This window comes from Streptomyces sp. NPDC002851 (assembly GCF_053591935.1).
Genome location: NZ_JBSFUT010000007.1, coordinates 85,206 through 100,184, shown reverse-complemented (window position 1 = coordinate 100,184; position 14,979 = coordinate 85,206). Strand labels below are relative to the sequence as shown.

At 70.0% G+C, this 14,979-nt stretch carries 16 protein-coding genes; 10 read left to right on the top strand and 6 right to left on the bottom strand.

Annotated features, from left to right (window positions below; translation table 11 throughout):
- Positions 1–7 precede the first annotated feature (7 nt).
- From ACWD10_RS10150 to ACWD10_RS10135, 4 genes are all read left to right on the top strand, one after another.
- Complete coding sequence (locus ACWD10_RS10150; protein ID WP_451088994.1) at positions 8–925, top strand: F0F1 ATP synthase subunit gamma; 918 nt, start codon at positions 8–10, stop codon at positions 923–925.
- Complete coding sequence (atpD, locus tag ACWD10_RS10145) at positions 925–2,361, top strand: F0F1 ATP synthase subunit beta (RefSeq protein ID WP_451088992.1); 1,437 nt, start codon at positions 925–927, stop codon at positions 2,359–2,361. Before ACWD10_RS10150 ends, atpD begins: the two co-directional genes overlap by 1 nt.
- Before the next feature lie 129 nt (positions 2,362–2,490).
- Complete coding sequence (locus ACWD10_RS10140) at positions 2,491–2,877, top strand: F0F1 ATP synthase subunit epsilon (RefSeq protein WP_451088990.1); 387 nt, start codon at positions 2,491–2,493, stop codon at positions 2,875–2,877.
- Between the two features lie 155 nt (positions 2,878–3,032).
- On the top strand, positions 3,033–3,479 hold the full coding sequence (locus ACWD10_RS10135) for a DUF2550 domain-containing protein (RefSeq protein WP_451088988.1): 447 nt from the start codon (positions 3,033–3,035) through the stop codon (positions 3,477–3,479).
- Positions 3,480–3,599: 120 nt separating this feature from the next.
- Here the strand turns inward: ACWD10_RS10135 and ACWD10_RS10130 are convergent, their stop codons facing one another.
- Together ACWD10_RS10130 and ACWD10_RS10125 are read right to left on the bottom strand one after the other, a co-directional pair.
- Positions 3,600–4,253 carry a response regulator gene (locus ACWD10_RS10130; RefSeq protein ID WP_451088986.1) on the bottom strand — a complete coding sequence of 218 codons (654 nt, stop codon included), beginning with the start codon at positions 4,251–4,253 and terminating at the stop codon, positions 3,600–3,602.
- Entirely contained in the window at positions 4,250–5,437 is a 1,188-nt protein-coding gene (locus ACWD10_RS10125; RefSeq protein ID WP_451088984.1) for a sensor histidine kinase, read from the bottom strand. The genes ACWD10_RS10130 and ACWD10_RS10125 overlap by 4 nt, the downstream gene beginning before the upstream one ends.
- A 192-nt stretch (positions 5,438–5,629) precedes the next feature.
- On the opposite strand from ACWD10_RS10125, the gene ACWD10_RS10120 reads away from it, so the two are divergent.
- A complete protein-coding gene (locus ACWD10_RS10120; RefSeq protein ID WP_451088982.1) occupies positions 5,630–6,211 on the top strand; it encodes a hypothetical protein in 582 nt (193 codons plus the stop codon).
- Here ACWD10_RS10120 and ACWD10_RS10115 read toward each other — a convergent pair.
- The 3 genes from ACWD10_RS10115 to ACWD10_RS10105 form a co-directional block, all read right to left on the bottom strand.
- The gene (locus ACWD10_RS10115) at positions 6,208–6,789 is read right to left on the bottom strand and encodes a cob(I)yrinic acid a,c-diamide adenosyltransferase (protein ID WP_451088980.1); all 582 of its coding nucleotides are present in this window, start codon (positions 6,787–6,789) and stop codon (positions 6,208–6,210) included. The two genes, ACWD10_RS10120 and ACWD10_RS10115, sit on opposite strands and share 4 nt — an antisense overlap.
- A gap of 69 nt (positions 6,790–6,858) precedes the next feature.
- Positions 6,859–7,608 carry an ABC transporter permease gene (locus ACWD10_RS10110; protein ID WP_451088978.1) on the bottom strand — a complete coding sequence of 250 codons (750 nt, stop codon included), beginning with the start codon at positions 7,606–7,608 and terminating at the stop codon, positions 6,859–6,861.
- Between the two features lie 8 nt (positions 7,609–7,616).
- Positions 7,617–8,399, bottom strand: a complete 783-nt coding sequence (locus tag ACWD10_RS10105) for an ABC transporter ATP-binding protein (RefSeq protein WP_451088976.1) — start codon at positions 8,397–8,399, stop codon at positions 7,617–7,619.
- 80 nt (positions 8,400–8,479) lie between these two features.
- Here ACWD10_RS10105 and ACWD10_RS10100 point away from each other — a divergent pair, with 80 nt between their 5' ends.
- The 4 genes from ACWD10_RS10100 (at position 8,480) to ACWD10_RS10085 (ending at position 13,479) form a co-directional block, all read left to right on the top strand.
- Positions 8,480–9,118 carry a TetR/AcrR family transcriptional regulator gene (locus tag ACWD10_RS10100; protein ID WP_451088974.1) on the top strand — a complete coding sequence of 213 codons (639 nt, stop codon included), beginning with the start codon at positions 8,480–8,482 and terminating at the stop codon, positions 9,116–9,118.
- 155 nt (positions 9,119–9,273) lie between these two features.
- A complete protein-coding gene (locus tag ACWD10_RS10095) occupies positions 9,274–10,122 on the top strand; it encodes a 3-hydroxyacyl-CoA dehydrogenase family protein (RefSeq protein ID WP_451088972.1) in 849 nt (282 codons plus the stop codon).
- A 257-nt stretch (positions 10,123–10,379) separates the two neighbouring features.
- Positions 10,380–10,694 carry an STAS domain-containing protein gene (locus tag ACWD10_RS10090; RefSeq protein WP_451088970.1) on the top strand — a complete coding sequence of 105 codons (315 nt, stop codon included), beginning with the start codon at positions 10,380–10,382 and terminating at the stop codon, positions 10,692–10,694.
- Positions 10,695–11,028: 334 nt separating this feature from the next.
- Positions 11,029–13,479 carry an ATP-binding protein gene (locus tag ACWD10_RS10085; RefSeq protein WP_451088968.1) on the top strand — a complete coding sequence of 817 codons (2,451 nt, stop codon included), beginning with the start codon at positions 11,029–11,031 and terminating at the stop codon, positions 13,477–13,479.
- 76 nt (positions 13,480–13,555) lie between these two features.
- Here the strand turns inward: ACWD10_RS10085 and nucS are convergent, their stop codons facing one another.
- Complete coding sequence (gene nucS, locus ACWD10_RS10080) at positions 13,556–14,248, bottom strand: endonuclease NucS (protein ID WP_451088966.1); 693 nt, start codon at positions 14,246–14,248, stop codon at positions 13,556–13,558.
- Between the two features lie 304 nt (positions 14,249–14,552).
- Between nucS and ACWD10_RS10075 the strand changes: the two genes are divergently transcribed.
- Positions 14,553–14,945 carry an SCO5389 family protein gene (locus ACWD10_RS10075; protein WP_451088964.1) on the top strand — a complete coding sequence of 131 codons (393 nt, stop codon included), beginning with the start codon at positions 14,553–14,555 and terminating at the stop codon, positions 14,943–14,945.
- Positions 14,946–14,979: the final 34 nt, after the last annotated feature.

The following is a 14,979-nucleotide window of genomic DNA, read 5'->3' as shown; positions in this document are numbered from 1 at the left end:
CTGACTCATGGGAGCCCAGCTCCGGGTCTACAAGCGTCGCATCCGGTCCGTCACCGCGACGAAGAAGATCACGAAGGCGATGGAGATGATCGCCGCCTCGCGTGTCGTCAAGGCACAGCGCAAGGTGGCGGCCTCCACGCCGTACGCGACCGAGCTCACCCGCGCGGTCACCGCGGTGGCCACGGGTGCGAACGACAAGCACCCGCTGACCACCGAGGTGGAGAACCCGACCCGCGCCGCGGTCCTGCTCCTCACGAGCGACCGCGGTCTGGCCGGTGCCTTCAACGCCAACGCCATCAAGGCGGCGGAGCAGCTCACCACGAAGCTGGAGGCCGATGGCAAGGAGGTCGACGTGTACATCGTCGGCCGCCGAGGCATCGCGCACTACAACTTCCGTGAGCGCAAGATCACGGGCGAGTGGACGGGCTTCACGGACCAGCCTAGCTACGCGGACGCCAAGGCGGTCGCGGGCCCGCTGATCGAGGCCATCGAGCAGGACACGGCCGAGGGCGGCGTGGACGAACTCCACATCGTCTACACCGAGTTCATCTCGATGATGACGCAGAACGCGGTCGAGGCCCGGCTGCTGCCGCTCAGCCTCGACGAGGTCGCCGAAGAGGCGGGCACCAAGGACGAGGTCCGCCCGCTGTACGACTTCGAGCCCTCGGGTCAGGACGTCCTCGACGCCCTGCTTCCGCGGTACGTCGAGAGCCGTATCTACAACGCGCTGCTTCAGTCCGCCGCCTCCAAGCACGCGGCCACCCGCCGCGCGATGAAGTCGGCGACCGACAACGCGGGAGAGCTGATCAACAACCTCTCCCGACTTGCCAACGCGGCCCGCCAGGCCGAAATCACCCAGGAAATCAGCGAGATCGTCGGTGGCTCCGCAGCCCTGGCCGACGCGACCGCGGGGAGTGACAAGTAATGACGACCACAGTTGAGACGGCCACGGCTACGGGCCGCGTCGCCCGGGTCATCGGCCCGGTCGTCGACGTGGAGTTCCCCGTCGACGCGATGCCGGAGATTTACAACGCGCTGCACGTCGAGATCGCCGACCCGGCCCTGGAGGGCGCCAAGAAGACCCTGACGCTCGAGGTCGCCCAGCACCTCGGTGACGGCCTGGTCCGCGCGATCTCCATGCAGCCCACCGACGGTCTGGTCCGCCAGGCCCCGGTGACCGACACCGGCACGGGCATCAGCGTCCCGGTCGGCGACTTCACCAAGGGCAAGGTGTTCAACACCCTCGGTGAGGTGCTGAACGTCGACGAGACGTACGACGGCGAGCGCTGGTCCATCCACCGCAAGGCCCCGAACTTCGACGAGCTCGAGTCGAAGACCGAGATGTTCGAGACCGGCGTCAAGGTCATCGACCTTCTCACCCCGTACGTCAAGGGTGGAAAGATCGGTCTGTTCGGCGGTGCCGGTGTCGGCAAGACGGTGCTCATCCAGGAGATGATCTACCGCGTCGCCAACAACCACGACGGTGTCTCCGTGTTCGCCGGTGTCGGTGAGCGCACCCGTGAGGGCAACGACCTGATCGAGGAGATGTCCGAGTCCGGCGTCATCGACAAGACCGCTCTGGTCTTCGGTCAGATGGACGAGCCGCCGGGCACCCGTCTGCGCGTGGCCCTGGCCGGTCTGACCATGGCGGAGTACTTCCGCGATGTGCAGAAGCAGGACGTGCTGTTCTTCATCGACAACATCTTCCGCTTCACGCAGGCCGGTTCCGAGGTCTCGACCCTTCTGGGCCGTATGCCCTCGGCCGTGGGTTACCAGCCGAACCTGGCCGACGAGATGGGCCTCCTCCAGGAGCGCATCACCTCGACCCGTGGTCACTCGATTACGTCCATGCAGGCCATTTACGTGCCCGCCGACGACCTCACCGACCCGGCCCCGGCCACCACCTTCGCCCACCTCGACGCGACGACGGTGCTCTCCCGTCCGATCTCGGAGAAGGGCATCTACCCGGCCGTGGACCCGCTGGACTCCACGTCCCGCATCCTGGACCCGCGGTACATCGCGCAGGACCACTACGACTGCGCCATGCGCGTCAAGAACATCCTGCAGAAGTACAAGGACCTCCAGGACATCATCGCGATTCTCGGTATCGACGAGCTGAGCGAAGAGGACAAGCTGGTCGTGCAGCGCGCCCGTCGCGTGGAGCGCTTCCTGTCCCAGAACACCCACGTCGCCAAGCAGTTCACCGGCGTGGACGGTTCGGACGTGCCGCTCGACGAGTCGATCGCCGCGTTCAACGCGATCTGCGACGGCGAGTACGACCACTTCCCGGAGCAGGCGTTCTTCATGTGCGGTGGTCTTGAGGACCTCAAGAAGAACGCCAAGGAGCTGGGCGTCTCCTGAGTCCGAAGACTCGTGTGAGTCCGCGACTCATGACGGGGGGTGGGCTGCGTCTCGCCCCCCGTCGTACGCCTACTAGAATTTGTCCCAACACCCGGCAGTACCGCCGGGTGGTGACCCGAGGAGCCACCCTTGGCTGCTGAGCTGCACGTCGAGCTGGTCGCCGCCGACCGCCAGGTCTGGTCCGGCGAGGCCACCCTGGTCGTGGCGCGCACCGCGTCCGGCGACATCGGCATCATGCCCGGTCACCAGCCGCTGCTCGGTGTGCTGGAGTCGGGCCCTGTGACGATTCGTACGACCTCGTCGAAGGACGGTGCCGGCACGATCGTCGCCGCGGTGCACGGCGGCTTCATCTCGTTCGCCGACAACAAGCTTTCGCTGCTCGCGGAGGTTGTGGAGCTGGCGGACGAGATCGACGTCAAGCGCGCGGAGCGGGCCCTTGAGCGGGCCAAGTCGGAGGCCGACGCGGCCGCCGAGCGCCGCGCCGACGTGCGACTTCGCGCGGTGGCGACGCACTGAGTAAGCGCGACGCCGAGAACGGTCGTATGACTCAGCCGCGGCACGGTGCATGGACCAAGGGTTCGGCACCGGGCCGCGGCTGCGGTAGTGGTGCAGATCAAGGCAGGTCAAGGTCGGTTGAGCGTGACTGGACGAGGCGAGGAGGTCGGCGGTAGATGATCCCCGCTTTGCTGGTCACCGCGCTGGTGGTCGTGCTGGTGCTGTTCGGTCTGTTCGCCTTCGGTCTGCGCAGGCGGCTGATCCAGCGCTCCGGCGGCACCTTCGACTGCAGCGTGCGCTGGAACGCTCCCGAGGCCGGTGACTCCTCCGGCAAGGGCTGGAGCTATGGCGTGGCCCGCTACAACGGGGACCGCGTGGAGTGGTTCCGGGTGTTCTCGTACGCGATCAGGCCCCGCCGCGTCCTGGAGCGCTCCACGATCGAGGTACTCGACCGCCGCGCCCCCGAGGGCGAGGAGGAGCTCGCCCTGCTCTCCGACGCGATCGTGCTCGGCTGTCGGATCCATGGCACGCGGATCGAACTGGCGATGAGCGAGGACGCCCTTACGGGGTTCTTGGCTTGGCTTGAGGCGGCGCCGCCCGGACAACGGGTGAACGTCGCTTAGTTTTTTTGCGGGGCCTTGCGTCGTCCGTTGCGTGCTGTCGTCCTGGGCACCGTCACCTGGGCACCGTCACCTGGGGGCTTCGCCCCCAGACCCCCTCTGTCGCGCTGAACGCGCTCGTCCTCAATCGCCGGACGGGCTTATCTGTTGCGCAAGCACCGCCGCCTGGACCCGGCTCCGTAGGTCCAGCTTCCCCAGCACGCGGCTGACATGGGTCTTCACCGTTGCCTCCGCCATTTCCAGGCGTACCGCGATCTGCGCGTTCGACAGGCCCTCGCCCAGGCAGGAGAGCACCTCGCGTTCGCGTCGGGTCAGTACGTCCAGGACCGTCGGGTCGGGCGCGGGCTCCCGTCGTGACGGCCCCGCAGCGAACTCGGCGATCAGGCGACGGGTGACCGCGGGGGAGATCAGGCCCTCGCCGCGGGCCACCGTGCGGACCGCTGTCAGCAGGTCGCCCGCCTCGGTGTTCTTCAGGAGGAAGCCCGCGGCGCCCGCGCGCAGCGCCCCGAAGACGTACGCGTCGAGGTCGAAGGTGGTCAGGACGAGCACGTCCGCGAGGCGTGCCTCGGTGATCTGGCGGGTGGCCGAGACGCCGTCCAGGCGGGGCATCTGTACGTCCATGAGCACCAGGTCGGGGCGGAGCTCGCGGGCCAGGGCGACGGCCGCCTCGCCGTCCGCCGCCTCGCCCACGACCTCGATGTCCGGGGCGCTGCGCAGGATCAGGACGAGGCCCGCGCGGACGGCGGACTGGTCCTCGGTCACCAGGACGCGGATCATTGCTCGGTTCCTCCTCGGACGATCGGCAGCTCGGCGTGCACCCGCCAGCACGGGCCGTTCTCGGTGGTGTGCGGGCCCGCCGCGAAGTTGCCGCCGAGCAGCGTGGCGCGCTCCCGCATGCCGACGAGCCCGGCGCCCGAGCCCGGTGCGCGAGGTCCGGTGAGTTCGCCGTACGGACTGCTCACCGTCACGTCGAGGGTGTCGGGATCTTGGTGCAGGGCGACCCGGACCGGGCCGGGAGCGGCGTGTTTGAGGGCGTTGGTGAGGGACTCCTGGACGATGCGGTACGCGGCAAGGTCGACCGGCGCCGGAAGGTCCCCGGCGTGGTCGGGTCGGGCGTCGTCGAGCGTGACGTCCAGGCCGTTGGCGCGGGCCTGGTCGAGCAGGGTGCCGAGGCCGTCGAGGGTGGGGGCGGCGGTGGGCGCCGAGATGTCGTTGTCGATGTCGGCGTCCCGGAGCAGGCCGATGAGGCGGCGCATTTCGGCCAGGCCGTCGACGCTGTTCTCGCGGATGACGGTGAGGGCGTCGCGGGTGGTCTTCGCGTCGTCCAGGGAGAGCGCCGCGGTGGAGTGGATGGCGATCGCGGAGAGGTGGTTGGCGACCATGTCGTGCAGTTCGCGGGCCATCCGGGAGCGCTCCGCGGTGACCGCCTGCACCCGGTCCATCTCGGCGAGCAGCGCGGTCTGTTCGGCACGGAGGCGGGCCGTCTCGGCGGCGTCGCGGTGGTTGCGTACGATCGCGCCGGTGGCGGCCGGGGCGTAGCCGACCAGACCGATCAGGATGCCGAAGACGATCGCCTCCGGCTTGCGGAACCAGACCAGGAAGCCGATCGTGCCGACCACCGTGATCAGGGCGGCGGTCACCGGGATCCGCCGGGCGGAGCGCGGGGTTCCGTACACCACGGCGGCGTAGATGATGTCCGTGAACATCACGATCGTGGCCAGGCTGCCGCTGGTGAACTGATCGGCGGTGAGCGTGAGCACCGCCATGACCAGGGCGAACTGCGGCCGGGTGCGCCGCAGCAGCTCAAGCGCGGCCATCACGACGAGCGGCACGAGCACCGCCCGGTCGGGGAGTAGACGGGACGGCGTCGTGTGCACGCCGATCGCGTACAGGATCAGGCCGCCGAGCAGACCGGCGACGGCGATCAGCACGTCGTGGCGGTGCGGTCGGGGGAGTCTCACGCCTTCAATCCAACACGGTGCGGGGCGGCTCGACCTCCCCCGTAGCGGTAGATCACGCTGCAACTTTCGATGGACCCGCACTTCGTCACTGCCGACGACGAAAGCGGCGCCACGGCACGGGACGCTGAAGGGGACCGGAGAGGCCGGGAGAGGACCGGAAGGCCGGTAGCGGACCCGAAGAGGAGAAGTCCCGTGATCGTCGCGCTGATCATCGCCTGTGAGGTCGCCTTCTGGGTGTTCCTGGCCCTCGGGCTCAGCCTGCGCTATCTGGCCAAGAAGCCACGGGCGGGCGCCGCCGTGCTGCTCTGCGAGCCGCTTCTGGAGGTCGTGCTCCTGGTGGTCACGGTGATCGACCTGAGGAACGGGGCGTCGCCGGACTGGAAGCACGGCCTCGCCGCGCTCTACATCGGCTATACGGCCGCGCACGGGCACGCCACCGTGAAGTGGCTGGACGAGCTCTTCGCGCACCGTTTCGCGGGCGGGCCGAGGCCGCTGAAGCGGTACGGCTTCGACCGGGCGAAGTACGAGTGGCGGGTGTGGCTGCGGTCCCTTGGCGGGGCGGCGCTCGCGCTCGGGCTGTTGCAGTTGGCCATCTGGTACGTCGGGGACGCGTCCCGTACCGAGTCCCTGGTCGGCTGGCAGGGGCAGACGCTGAAGCTGCTCGGGATCCACGGTCTGATCGCGCTGGGGTACACGGTGTTCCCGAGCAAGCCGCCCGCGAGCGAGGCCGCCGCCACGGGGGAGCGGCGGCCGCTCAGCCGCCTCCTGCGCTAGCGTTCGCCGCCGGGAACCCAGAGCACGTCCCCGACCTCCTTGTTGGCCGTGCGGGCCAGGATGAACAAGAGGTCGGAGAGGCGGTTCAGATACGTCGCCGTCAGCGGGTTCATCGTCTCGCCGTGCACCTCTAGCGCCGCCCACGTGGAGCGCTCGGCGCGGCGTACGACCGTGCAGGCCTGGTGCAGCAGGGCCGCGCCGGGCGTGCCGCCGGGCAGGATGAACGAACGGAGCTTCTCCAACTGCTCGTTGAAGTGGTCGCAGTCCGCCTCGAGCTTGTCGACGTAGGACTGCTCGACCCGCAGCGGCGGGTATGCCGAGTCTTCAGCGTTCTTGACCACCGGCGTGGAGAGGTCGGCGCCGACGTCGAAGAGGTCGTTCTGGACCCGGGTGAGGACCTTGACGACCTCCTCCGGCAGCTGGCCGAGCGCGATCGCCGTGCCGAGCACCGCATTGGCCTCGTTGGCGTCGGCGTACGCGGCGATCCGCAGATCGGTCTTGGGGGCGCGGCTCATGTCGCCGAGTGCGGTGGTGCCCTTGTCCCCGGTACGGGTGTAGATGCGCGACAGAATGACCATGCCGCCGAGGTTACTCAGGTCGGCGGTGCGATGTCCGCTCCGGGCCGCCCCGGCCGACCTCCCGGACCCTCACGCGCCGGCCCGCCGGAACAGCCGTGTGCCGACCGTCACGGACACCGCGCACAGGGCGAGCGCCACGAGCGTGCCGTACAGCATCTGCGGACCGGCGTAGTCGCCGACGTACGCGGCCCGTACCGCGTCCACGAGATAGCGCACGGGCACGAAGCGCGAGAGCACGTCGAGCCAGCCGGGCGCGAGCGCCATCGGCAGCATCAGGCCGGAGAGCAGCATCGCGGGCATGGCCACGGAGTTGATGACCGGGCCGAACTCCTGCGGCGTCTGCACGGTCAGGGCCAGGGCGTACGACAGTGAGGCGAGCGAGACCGAGAGCGCGCCCACGAACGCGAAGCCGATGAGCACCCCGGCGAGCGGCGCGCGCAGCCCCATCACGACGGCGGCGAGCACCAGCAGCACCGCCTGGAAGGCGAAGAGCAGCGCGTCCCGCAGGACGCGGCCGAGGAGCAGCGCGAGCCGGCTGACGGGGGTGACGCGCATCCGGTCGACGACGCCGTAATTCTTCTCCATGATGATCGAGAAGCCGCAGAACGAGGCGCCGAACAGGCCGAGTTGGAGCAGCAGGCCGGGCACGAGGACCTGCCAGGAGCTTCCGGTCGCATTGAGCGGCAGCTCGGTCAGGAGTGGCCCGAAGAAGAACAGATACAGCAGTGGCATCACCACGCCGAAGAGCATCTGGAGCCGGGAGCGGAGGGTCTGCCGGACGTACCGGCCGAAAATGATGGCGGTGTCGTGCAGAAACATGGGGTTCCTTAGACGGCGACGGGGGGCTGGTCCTTGGGTGCCGGTCCGCGCCCGGTGACCGACAGAAAGACGTCCTGCAGCGTGGCGTTCGCGGTGCCGGTGTGGCGCAGCTTGAGCTCGGCGGGGGTGCCCTCGGCGACGACCGTGCCGTGGTCGACGATCACCACGCGGTCGGCGAGTGCGTCGGCCTCGTCGAGGTAGTGCGTGGTGAGGAACACCGTCGTGCCGTGCTCGTCGCGCAGTCGGCGGATCAGGTTCCACAGGTCGGCGCGGCTGCCCGGGTCGAGTCCGGTCGTGGGCTCGTCGAGGAGGAGCACCTCGGGGCGGTGGGTGAGGCCCATCGCGATGTCGAGGCGGCGACGCTGGCCGCCGGAGAGCGCCCCGCACGTGCGGTCGAGCAGTTCGGTCAGGCCCAGATCGCGGGCCAACTCCTTGGTGCGCGCGGCAGCTTGAGTCTTGGTCAGGCGGTAGAGGCGGCCCTGGGTGACCAGTTCCTCGCGTACCGAGATGTTCGGGTCGACGCCGCCGGACTGGGCGACGTATCCGGTCTTCGCGCGGACGCCGGCCGGGTCGCGGGCCAGGTCGCAGCCCGCGATCGTGGCGGCTCCGCCGGTGGGTGGGAGCAGCGTGGTGAGCATCCGCAGGGTGGTCGTCTTGCCGGCGCCGTTCGGGCCGAGGAAGCCGAGGATCTCGCCGGGCGCGACGGTCAGGTCGATGGAGCGCACGGCCTCGACCGGGCCCCGCTTGGTCGTGAACGTCCTGGCGAGGCCGGCGGTGCTGATGATTGCCATGCCTCAAGAAAAACAGAGCCACTGAAATTTTGCGATGACACCAAGTTTTCAGTGAGGTCAGCGACGCCTACGATGAGGGCATGGCAGAGGGGCTCAGAGAGCGGAAGAAGCGCCAGACCAAGCAGCGCATCTCGGATGTGGCCACGGGGCTCTTCCTGGAGCGCAGCTTCGACGCGGTCACCATCGCGGAGGTCGCGGACGCCGCCGATGTGTCCGTGAACACGGTCTACAACTACTTCTCCACCAAGGAGGACCTCTATCTCGACCGGATGGAGGGCGTTGTCGACCGGATGTCGCGCTGGGTACGGGGGCGGCGCGAGGGGGAGTCCGCCGCCGAGGCCGTTCTGCGTGAGCTGCGTTCCGAGGTCGAGTCAGTCTCGCCCCGGGTGGGGCTGATGGAGGGCTACGAGAAGTTCATGAAGGTGATCCACGGGGCCCCGACGCTGATGTCCCGGCTCTTCGCCATGCAGCAGCTGATCATCGAGGACCTGGAGGCCACCCTGCGCGCCGAGACCGGGGCCGCTGAGGACGACCCGATGCCGACCCTCATCGCCGGTCAGCTCAGCTGGGCGCACCAGACCGTGATGGGCGTCATCGGGCGCGCGATGGTCAACGGCGGCAAACCCGAGATCGTTTCCCGCGACGTGCTCGCGCTGCTCGACGAGATCGAGGACCTAATGAGCGAAAAGGTCCTCAACTACGCGGTACGGGCGGCCTGATGGGCCCTGGCAGGGGTACGGCCGTGTGATGTCCGTCAAGTGAGACGTGAGCCGTGTCTCGAAGTGCCCCGTGACGGCTTCACGGGCACTAAGGTCCGCCGGAGAGATATACGTGAACAGCGTGCAACACCGTAAGCGTGTAAGGGGATCGCACAGTGGCCAGGAAGCTTGCCGTCGTCGGGGCCGGACTCATGGGCTCGGGAATCGCTCAGGTCTCCGCCCAGGCGGGCTGGGACGTGGTCCTGCGCGATGTCACGGATGAGGCCCTGACCCGGGGCACGGACGGCATCAAGGCGTCGTACGAGAAGTTCGTGAGCAAGGGCAAGCTGGACGCCGCCGATGCCGAGGCCGCGCTTGGGCGGATCACCGCGACCACTGACCTGGACGCGGCCGCCGACGCGGACCTCGTGGTCGAGGCCGTCTTCGAGAAGCTCGAGGTCAAGCACGAGATCTTCCGGGCGCTCGACAAGCTGGTGCGCGACGACGCCGTGCTCGCCTCCAACACCTCCGCCATCCCGATCACCAAGATCGCGGCCGCCACCGAGCGCCCCGAGCGGGTCGTCGGCACCCACTTCTTCTCGCCGGTGCCGATGATGCAGCTCTGCGAGCTGGTGCGCGGCTACAAGACCAGCGACGAAGCCCTTGCCACCGCACGGGAGTTCGCCGAGTCCGTCGGCAAGACCTGCATCGTCGTCAACCGCGACGTCGCCGGGTTTGTCACCACCCGGCTGATCTCGGCGCTCGTCGTCGAGGCGGCCAAGCTCCACGAGTCCGGCGTCGCCACGGCGGAGGACATCGACATCGCCTGCAAGCTGGGCTTCGGCCACGCGATGGGCCCGCTCGCCACGGCGGACCTGACCGGGGTCGACATCCTGCTGCACGCGACGGAAAACATCTACACCGAGTCCCAGGACGAGAAGTTCGCCCCGCCGGAGGGTATGCGCCGGATGGTCGACGCCGGTGACATCGGCCGCAAGAGCGGGCAGGGCTTCTACCGCTACTGACCGCCGGTCGGCCACCGGTTGACCACCGGTGCGGGGCCCGCGCCCGACGGATGACCTCCGGCGGCGCCGAGCCGTTTCGGTCCCTCTCACGGGTGAATTGGGTATCGGTTCGCCTACGGACGGCAACTTCTGCGTCCGTAAGCGAGTCAATTCAGTGAGAGCAGTGAAGACGGTGATGGCTTGAGCCAGCGTGAGTCGGCTTGAGACAGCAGTGACGACAGGGCATGAAGACGCAGCAGCACTCTCGGGGAGCGCATATGCACATCAGGGGCGACCACGCCCAGCTGACCGTCGGGGGACGCCTCGACGTACGAAGCGCGGCGGACGCCCGGACTGTCCTGCACTCGGCGCTTGACGAGGGAGCGGGCGACCTCGTGCTCGATCTGACCGAGCTGGCCGCCCTCGACGCCACCGGGCTCGGCGTGATCATGGGAGCGCACCGCCAGGCCGGCCGCTGCGGCCGCCGCCTGGTGCTCCGGAACGTACCGCCGCAGATGCAGCGCCTCCTGGTCGCCACCCGGCTGCACCGGATTCTGGCGATCGAGGGCGGCATCGGCGCGCATCCTCTCTAGCGCGCTCCGGTCACACGCGTCTCCGGCGACGCGCTCATGGGTAAGGCACATACCGTGCAAACCCAACCGGCGCGCAGTGCGCATCCCTTGGAAACCGACGCAACCGGCGCAACCGGCGTTACCGGAGCAAACACAGCCACGCTCGCGAACCTCACGAGACCGTGACGTCCCGGACGACGGATAACCCCGCCCGTTCCCCGCGACCGGCGCACGGTCTATGGTTCGGTCGCTCGCCCTCGCAGGACCCGCCCGGCGGCACCGGACCCGAAGCGACAGTGATGTGTGCGAACGGCCGGGGGGTCAGTACCACACTCGCTCTTGAGGGGCTTTGACGATGGACCCGATGCACCGGGGACCGGAACAGCACGGCCGTGACGGCGGCGCGTCCGCAGCGAAGCGGGGTGGCGATGCCGGTGACGGTGAGGACCGGGCGGACGCCAAGGGACGGCCGCCGCGCGATCCGCTCATGCCCGAACCCGCTGGCCCCGCGCCGGTCCGCCCCGTGCAACTCGTCTCCGGCGACTTCCTCCTGACGGTCAATCCCGTCGACGGCAGCGAGATAGAGCCCTGTCCGCCCGGCAGGCAGCCGTCCCCGCCGCGCAAGTGGGACACCGCCGAGCGCGCCGAGCGGCGCCGCGCCGCCCGGCCCCCGGTGCCGCCCGGGCCCGTCCTGGCGACGCCGCCGCTCCTGGAACGCCAGGAGGAGCGGGAGCGGTTGGTGCGGCTGCTCGCGCGCGGCCGGTCCGTGCGCCTCACCGGACCTTCCGGTTCCGGCCGTACGGCGCTGCTCGAGAGCGTCGCGGAGGATTGCGCCGACCTCGCGCCCGACGGTGTCGTACGCCTCTCAGGCCACCACCGCACGCCCACCGAGCTCCTCTTCGAGCTCTACGCCTCCGTGTACGCCACCGTCGGCGACGGCCCGCTGCTCCGTCCCGACGACTCCCAGGTCCTGGAATTCGTACGCGACATCGGCGCCGTCGTCGTCCTGGACGACCTGGAGTTCGGCGGCGCCGCCCTGGAGGAGCTGCTCGCCGCGACGCCCGAGTGCGCCTTCCTGCTCGCCGCCACGCCCGATGTGGCCGCGCCGCTCGCCGAGTCGCACCTCGAAGAGGTCTTCCTCGGCGGTCTGGGCCGCGGCGGCGGGCTCGAGCTCCTGGAGCGCAGCACGGGCCGACCGCTCACCGACGACGAGGCGGCGCTCGCCGGGGACCTCTGGTTCGAGTCCGAGGGGCTGCCGCTGCGCTTCGTCCAGGCGGGGGCGCTGCTGCGGCAGCGGGACCAGATCCGGGCGGAACGGGAGGAGTTGGCGGCCGAGGCGGATCAGGGCGGGGCCGCGGTGTCCGGCGCCTCCGGCGATGCCGAGCGCGGCCACGACGTACCGCTGCCGCTGCCCACGTTCGCCGAGGCCGCCGCGCCCGCCGCGGTGCTCGCGGAGCGGCTGAGTGAATCCGCCCGCGCCACCCTGGAGTTCGCGCTCGCGCTCGGCGGCGAGGTGCCGCACCAGACGCACCTGCCCGCGCTGGTGGGCGACACCCACGCGGACGCCGCGCTCGGCGAGCTGGTGGCCGCCGCGCTGGTCACGCCGGTCGGTGCCCGCTACCGGCTCGCCGCCGGTGTCTGCGACCAGCTGCGGGCCGCGGGCTACGCCGAGCGGTCCCGGGCCCGTGCGCACACCGCCGCCCAGCACTACGCCTGGTGGGTCGGGCATGCGTCGGTGACCCCGCGGCAGGCCGCGACGCAGGCGGACGCCGTCGTCGCCACCCTGAGCGCGCTGGTCCCGGACACCGACTCCGGGCGCCTCAGCGCCGCCGTACTGCTCGCCCGCACCGCCGCCCCCGTGCTCGCCGCGGGCTTCGCGTGGGGCGCCTGGGAGCGCGCCCTGCGCTCCGGGCAGGAGGCGGCACGGCTCGCGGGTGAGGTGGCCGAAGAGGCGTACTTCCACCACGAGTTGGGCATCCTCGCGCTGCTCGGCGGCAACCTCGACCGGGCCCGCGCCGAGCTGGAGGCCTCCATCGGGCTGCGCCGCGCGCTCGCCGACAAGCGCGGCACCGTCGCGGGGCGGCGGGCCCTGGCCCTGGTCACGGACCGCTCCGGCGGTGTGGTGTACGGCGAGTCGGCCACGCCGTCCGGTGGCTTCCCGGCGCCGCCGCTGCCCCTGTCGTCGCCCGCCCTGGACGACGAGGTGGAGACCGTCGTCACCCGCCATGCCGTCCCGGCCGCCGACGCCGAGCCGACCCCGGTGGGCGGCACCCCGCGCGCGGTCGTCGGCGCCCGGCGCCGCAACCTTGTGGCCGCGGGCGCGGTTGCGCTGCTCGCGGTCGTACTCGGCACCGTGGTGACGCTCGGCGCGATGTCCGACCAGGAGGAGGGGCCCGCGGACACCGTACGGCCGCAGCAGACCACCGATGAGCAGGGCGAGAACGACGACCAGCCCTCGGACAAGGAAACGACGGACGACGCCACGAGCCGCCCGGCCGACCCCGAGTCCGTGCCGGAGACCGCGGGCAGCGGGGGCCCCTCCGACGGCCCGACGACGAGCGGCGAGCCCTCGGGCGACCCGACGACTCCGTCCGACGACCCGAGCACCCCCTCGGGCGACCCGACGACTCCGTCCGACGACCCGACCACGCCCTCGGGCGACCCGACGACTCCGTCCGACGACCCGACGACCTCGAAGCCGCCCACGTCGACCCCGCCGCCGTCCACGCAGGACCCGGAACCGACGGAGAGCGGCAAGCCGTCGCCGTCCTGGCCGGGTACGTCGTCGGCACAGGACGGCGCTTAGATCGGGACAGAACGGCGGGACAGAACGGCGCTTAAAGGGGGAAGGGGAGGGGCTGGGGGCGCAGCCCCCAGCAGGCTCAGAACAACCGCAGCTTGTCGTCCTCAATGCCGCGCAACGCGTCATAGTCGAGCACCGCGCAGTCGATCCCGCGGTCCGTCGCGAGCACGCGAGCCTGCGGCTTGATCTCCTGGGCCGCGAAGATGCCCTTCACGGGCGCCAAGTGGGGGTCGCGGTTGAGGAGTTCCAGATAGCGGGTGAGCTGCTCCACGCCGTCGATCTCGCCGCGGCGCTTGATCTCCACGGCCACCGTCGCGCCGTCCGCGTCCCGGCAGAGGATGTCGACCGGGCCGATCGCCGTCGGGTACTCGCGGCGGATCAGCGTATAGCCCTCGCCGAGGGTCTCGATCCGGTCGGCGAGCAGTTCCTGGAGGTGGGCCTCCACGCCGTCCTTGATGAGGCCGGGGTCCACGCCCAGTTCGTGCGAGGAGTCGTGCAGCACCTCGTCCATGGTGATGATGAGTTTCTCGCCCGCCTTGTTCACCACGGTCCAGACCGCCGCGGCCCCGGCCCCTGCCCCGTCGCCGTCCCCGGCGCTCTCCTTGAGCGTGCAGGGCGGGGACATCCAGTTGAGGGGCTTGTAGGCGCGGTCGTCCGCGTGGATGGAGACGCTGCCGTCCGCCTTCACGAGGATGAGGCGGGGCGCGAGGGGCAGATGGGCGGTGAGCCGGCCCGCGTAGTCCACGGAGCAGCGGGCGATGACGAGACGCATGGTCGGCAACGCTACTGGACGCCCCGGGGTGGACGCGATTCGCCCGGCGCCCGACCGCCTCCGCGCTCCCGTCGCCCCACGTGTCGCTGTCCGTCCCGTCGAACCGTTTGTCCGGTACTTCGGACGACGTTGCTTTTCCCGCCACTCCCGTTCGCCAATGGCCGGTTGTGTGCGCATTTTCCTGGTGCGCGCAGGACAGGTTGCTTACCGTGGAAGCGGGAGGTCGCGGCGCGTGCACGCTGCGTAGGCGATTTCCTTCCCTGTCCGTCAACCCCCGTCGCTCGGGGGTGCGAGAGGAGAACCCATGTCGCTCGACGTCTCACCGGCGCTGTTGGAACAGGCCGAGCGAGGCGAGGTCGACGAAGACGCCTTCGTCGACTGCGTCCGGACCTCCCTGCCTTTTGCATGGGAGATGATCAGCTCTCTGGCGGTCCAGTTGAAGGTCGACGGCGGTGAGTTCGCCGACAACCAGACGCCGCCGCCGGACGAGCAGGCGCGTGGTCAGCTGCTGCGTGCGCTTGCGAGTGACGCGATCCGAGGGGCACTTGAGCGCCACTTCGGAGTGCGTCTCGCATTCCAGAACTGCCACCGCGTCGCGGTCTTCCCGCTCAGTTCCGACGCTGATGATCGACTGGCCAAGTTCACCTCGATACGTGGTCAGTTGCTGAACCAGTCGCCGGAACTCCGGGATTGCTGAACCCTGTTGCTGCCGCTCCGTTCGCGGGAGGTGT

Excerpts from the sequence above, each read along its gene's own strand:
- ACWD10_RS10135 (WP_451088988.1), top strand. The coding sequence starts at position 3,033 with ATGATCCCCGCTTTGCTGGTCACCGCGCTGGTGGTCGTGCTGGTGCTG.
- ACWD10_RS10090 (WP_451088970.1), top strand. The coding sequence starts at position 10,380 with ATGCACATCAGGGGCGACCACGCCCAGCTGACCGTCGGGGGACGCCTC.
- ACWD10_RS10115 (WP_451088980.1), bottom strand. The coding sequence starts at position 6,789 with ATGGTCATTCTGTCGCGCATCTACACCCGTACCGGGGACAAGGGCACC.
- ACWD10_RS10150 (WP_451088994.1), top strand. The coding sequence starts at position 8 with ATGGGAGCCCAGCTCCGGGTCTACAAGCGTCGCATCCGGTCCGTCACC.
- ACWD10_RS10085 (WP_451088968.1), top strand. The coding sequence starts at position 11,029 with ATGGACCCGATGCACCGGGGACCGGAACAGCACGGCCGTGACGGCGGC.
- nucS (WP_451088966.1), bottom strand. The coding sequence starts at position 14,248 with ATGCGTCTCGTCATCGCCCGCTGCTCCGTGGACTACGCGGGCCGGCTC.
- ACWD10_RS10110 (WP_451088978.1), bottom strand. The coding sequence starts at position 7,608 with ATGTTTCTGCACGACACCGCCATCATTTTCGGCCGGTACGTCCGGCAG.
- ACWD10_RS10130 (WP_451088986.1), bottom strand. The coding sequence starts at position 4,253 with ATGATCCGCGTCCTGGTGACCGAGGACCAGTCCGCCGTCCGCGCGGGC.
- ACWD10_RS10105 (WP_451088976.1), bottom strand. The coding sequence starts at position 8,399 with ATGGCAATCATCAGCACCGCCGGCCTCGCCAGGACGTTCACGACCAAG.
- ACWD10_RS10100 (WP_451088974.1), top strand. The coding sequence starts at position 8,480 with ATGGCAGAGGGGCTCAGAGAGCGGAAGAAGCGCCAGACCAAGCAGCGC.
- ACWD10_RS10075 (WP_451088964.1), top strand. The coding sequence starts at position 14,553 with ATGTCGCTCGACGTCTCACCGGCGCTGTTGGAACAGGCCGAGCGAGGC.
- atpD (WP_451088992.1), top strand. The coding sequence starts at position 925 with ATGACGACCACAGTTGAGACGGCCACGGCTACGGGCCGCGTCGCCCGG.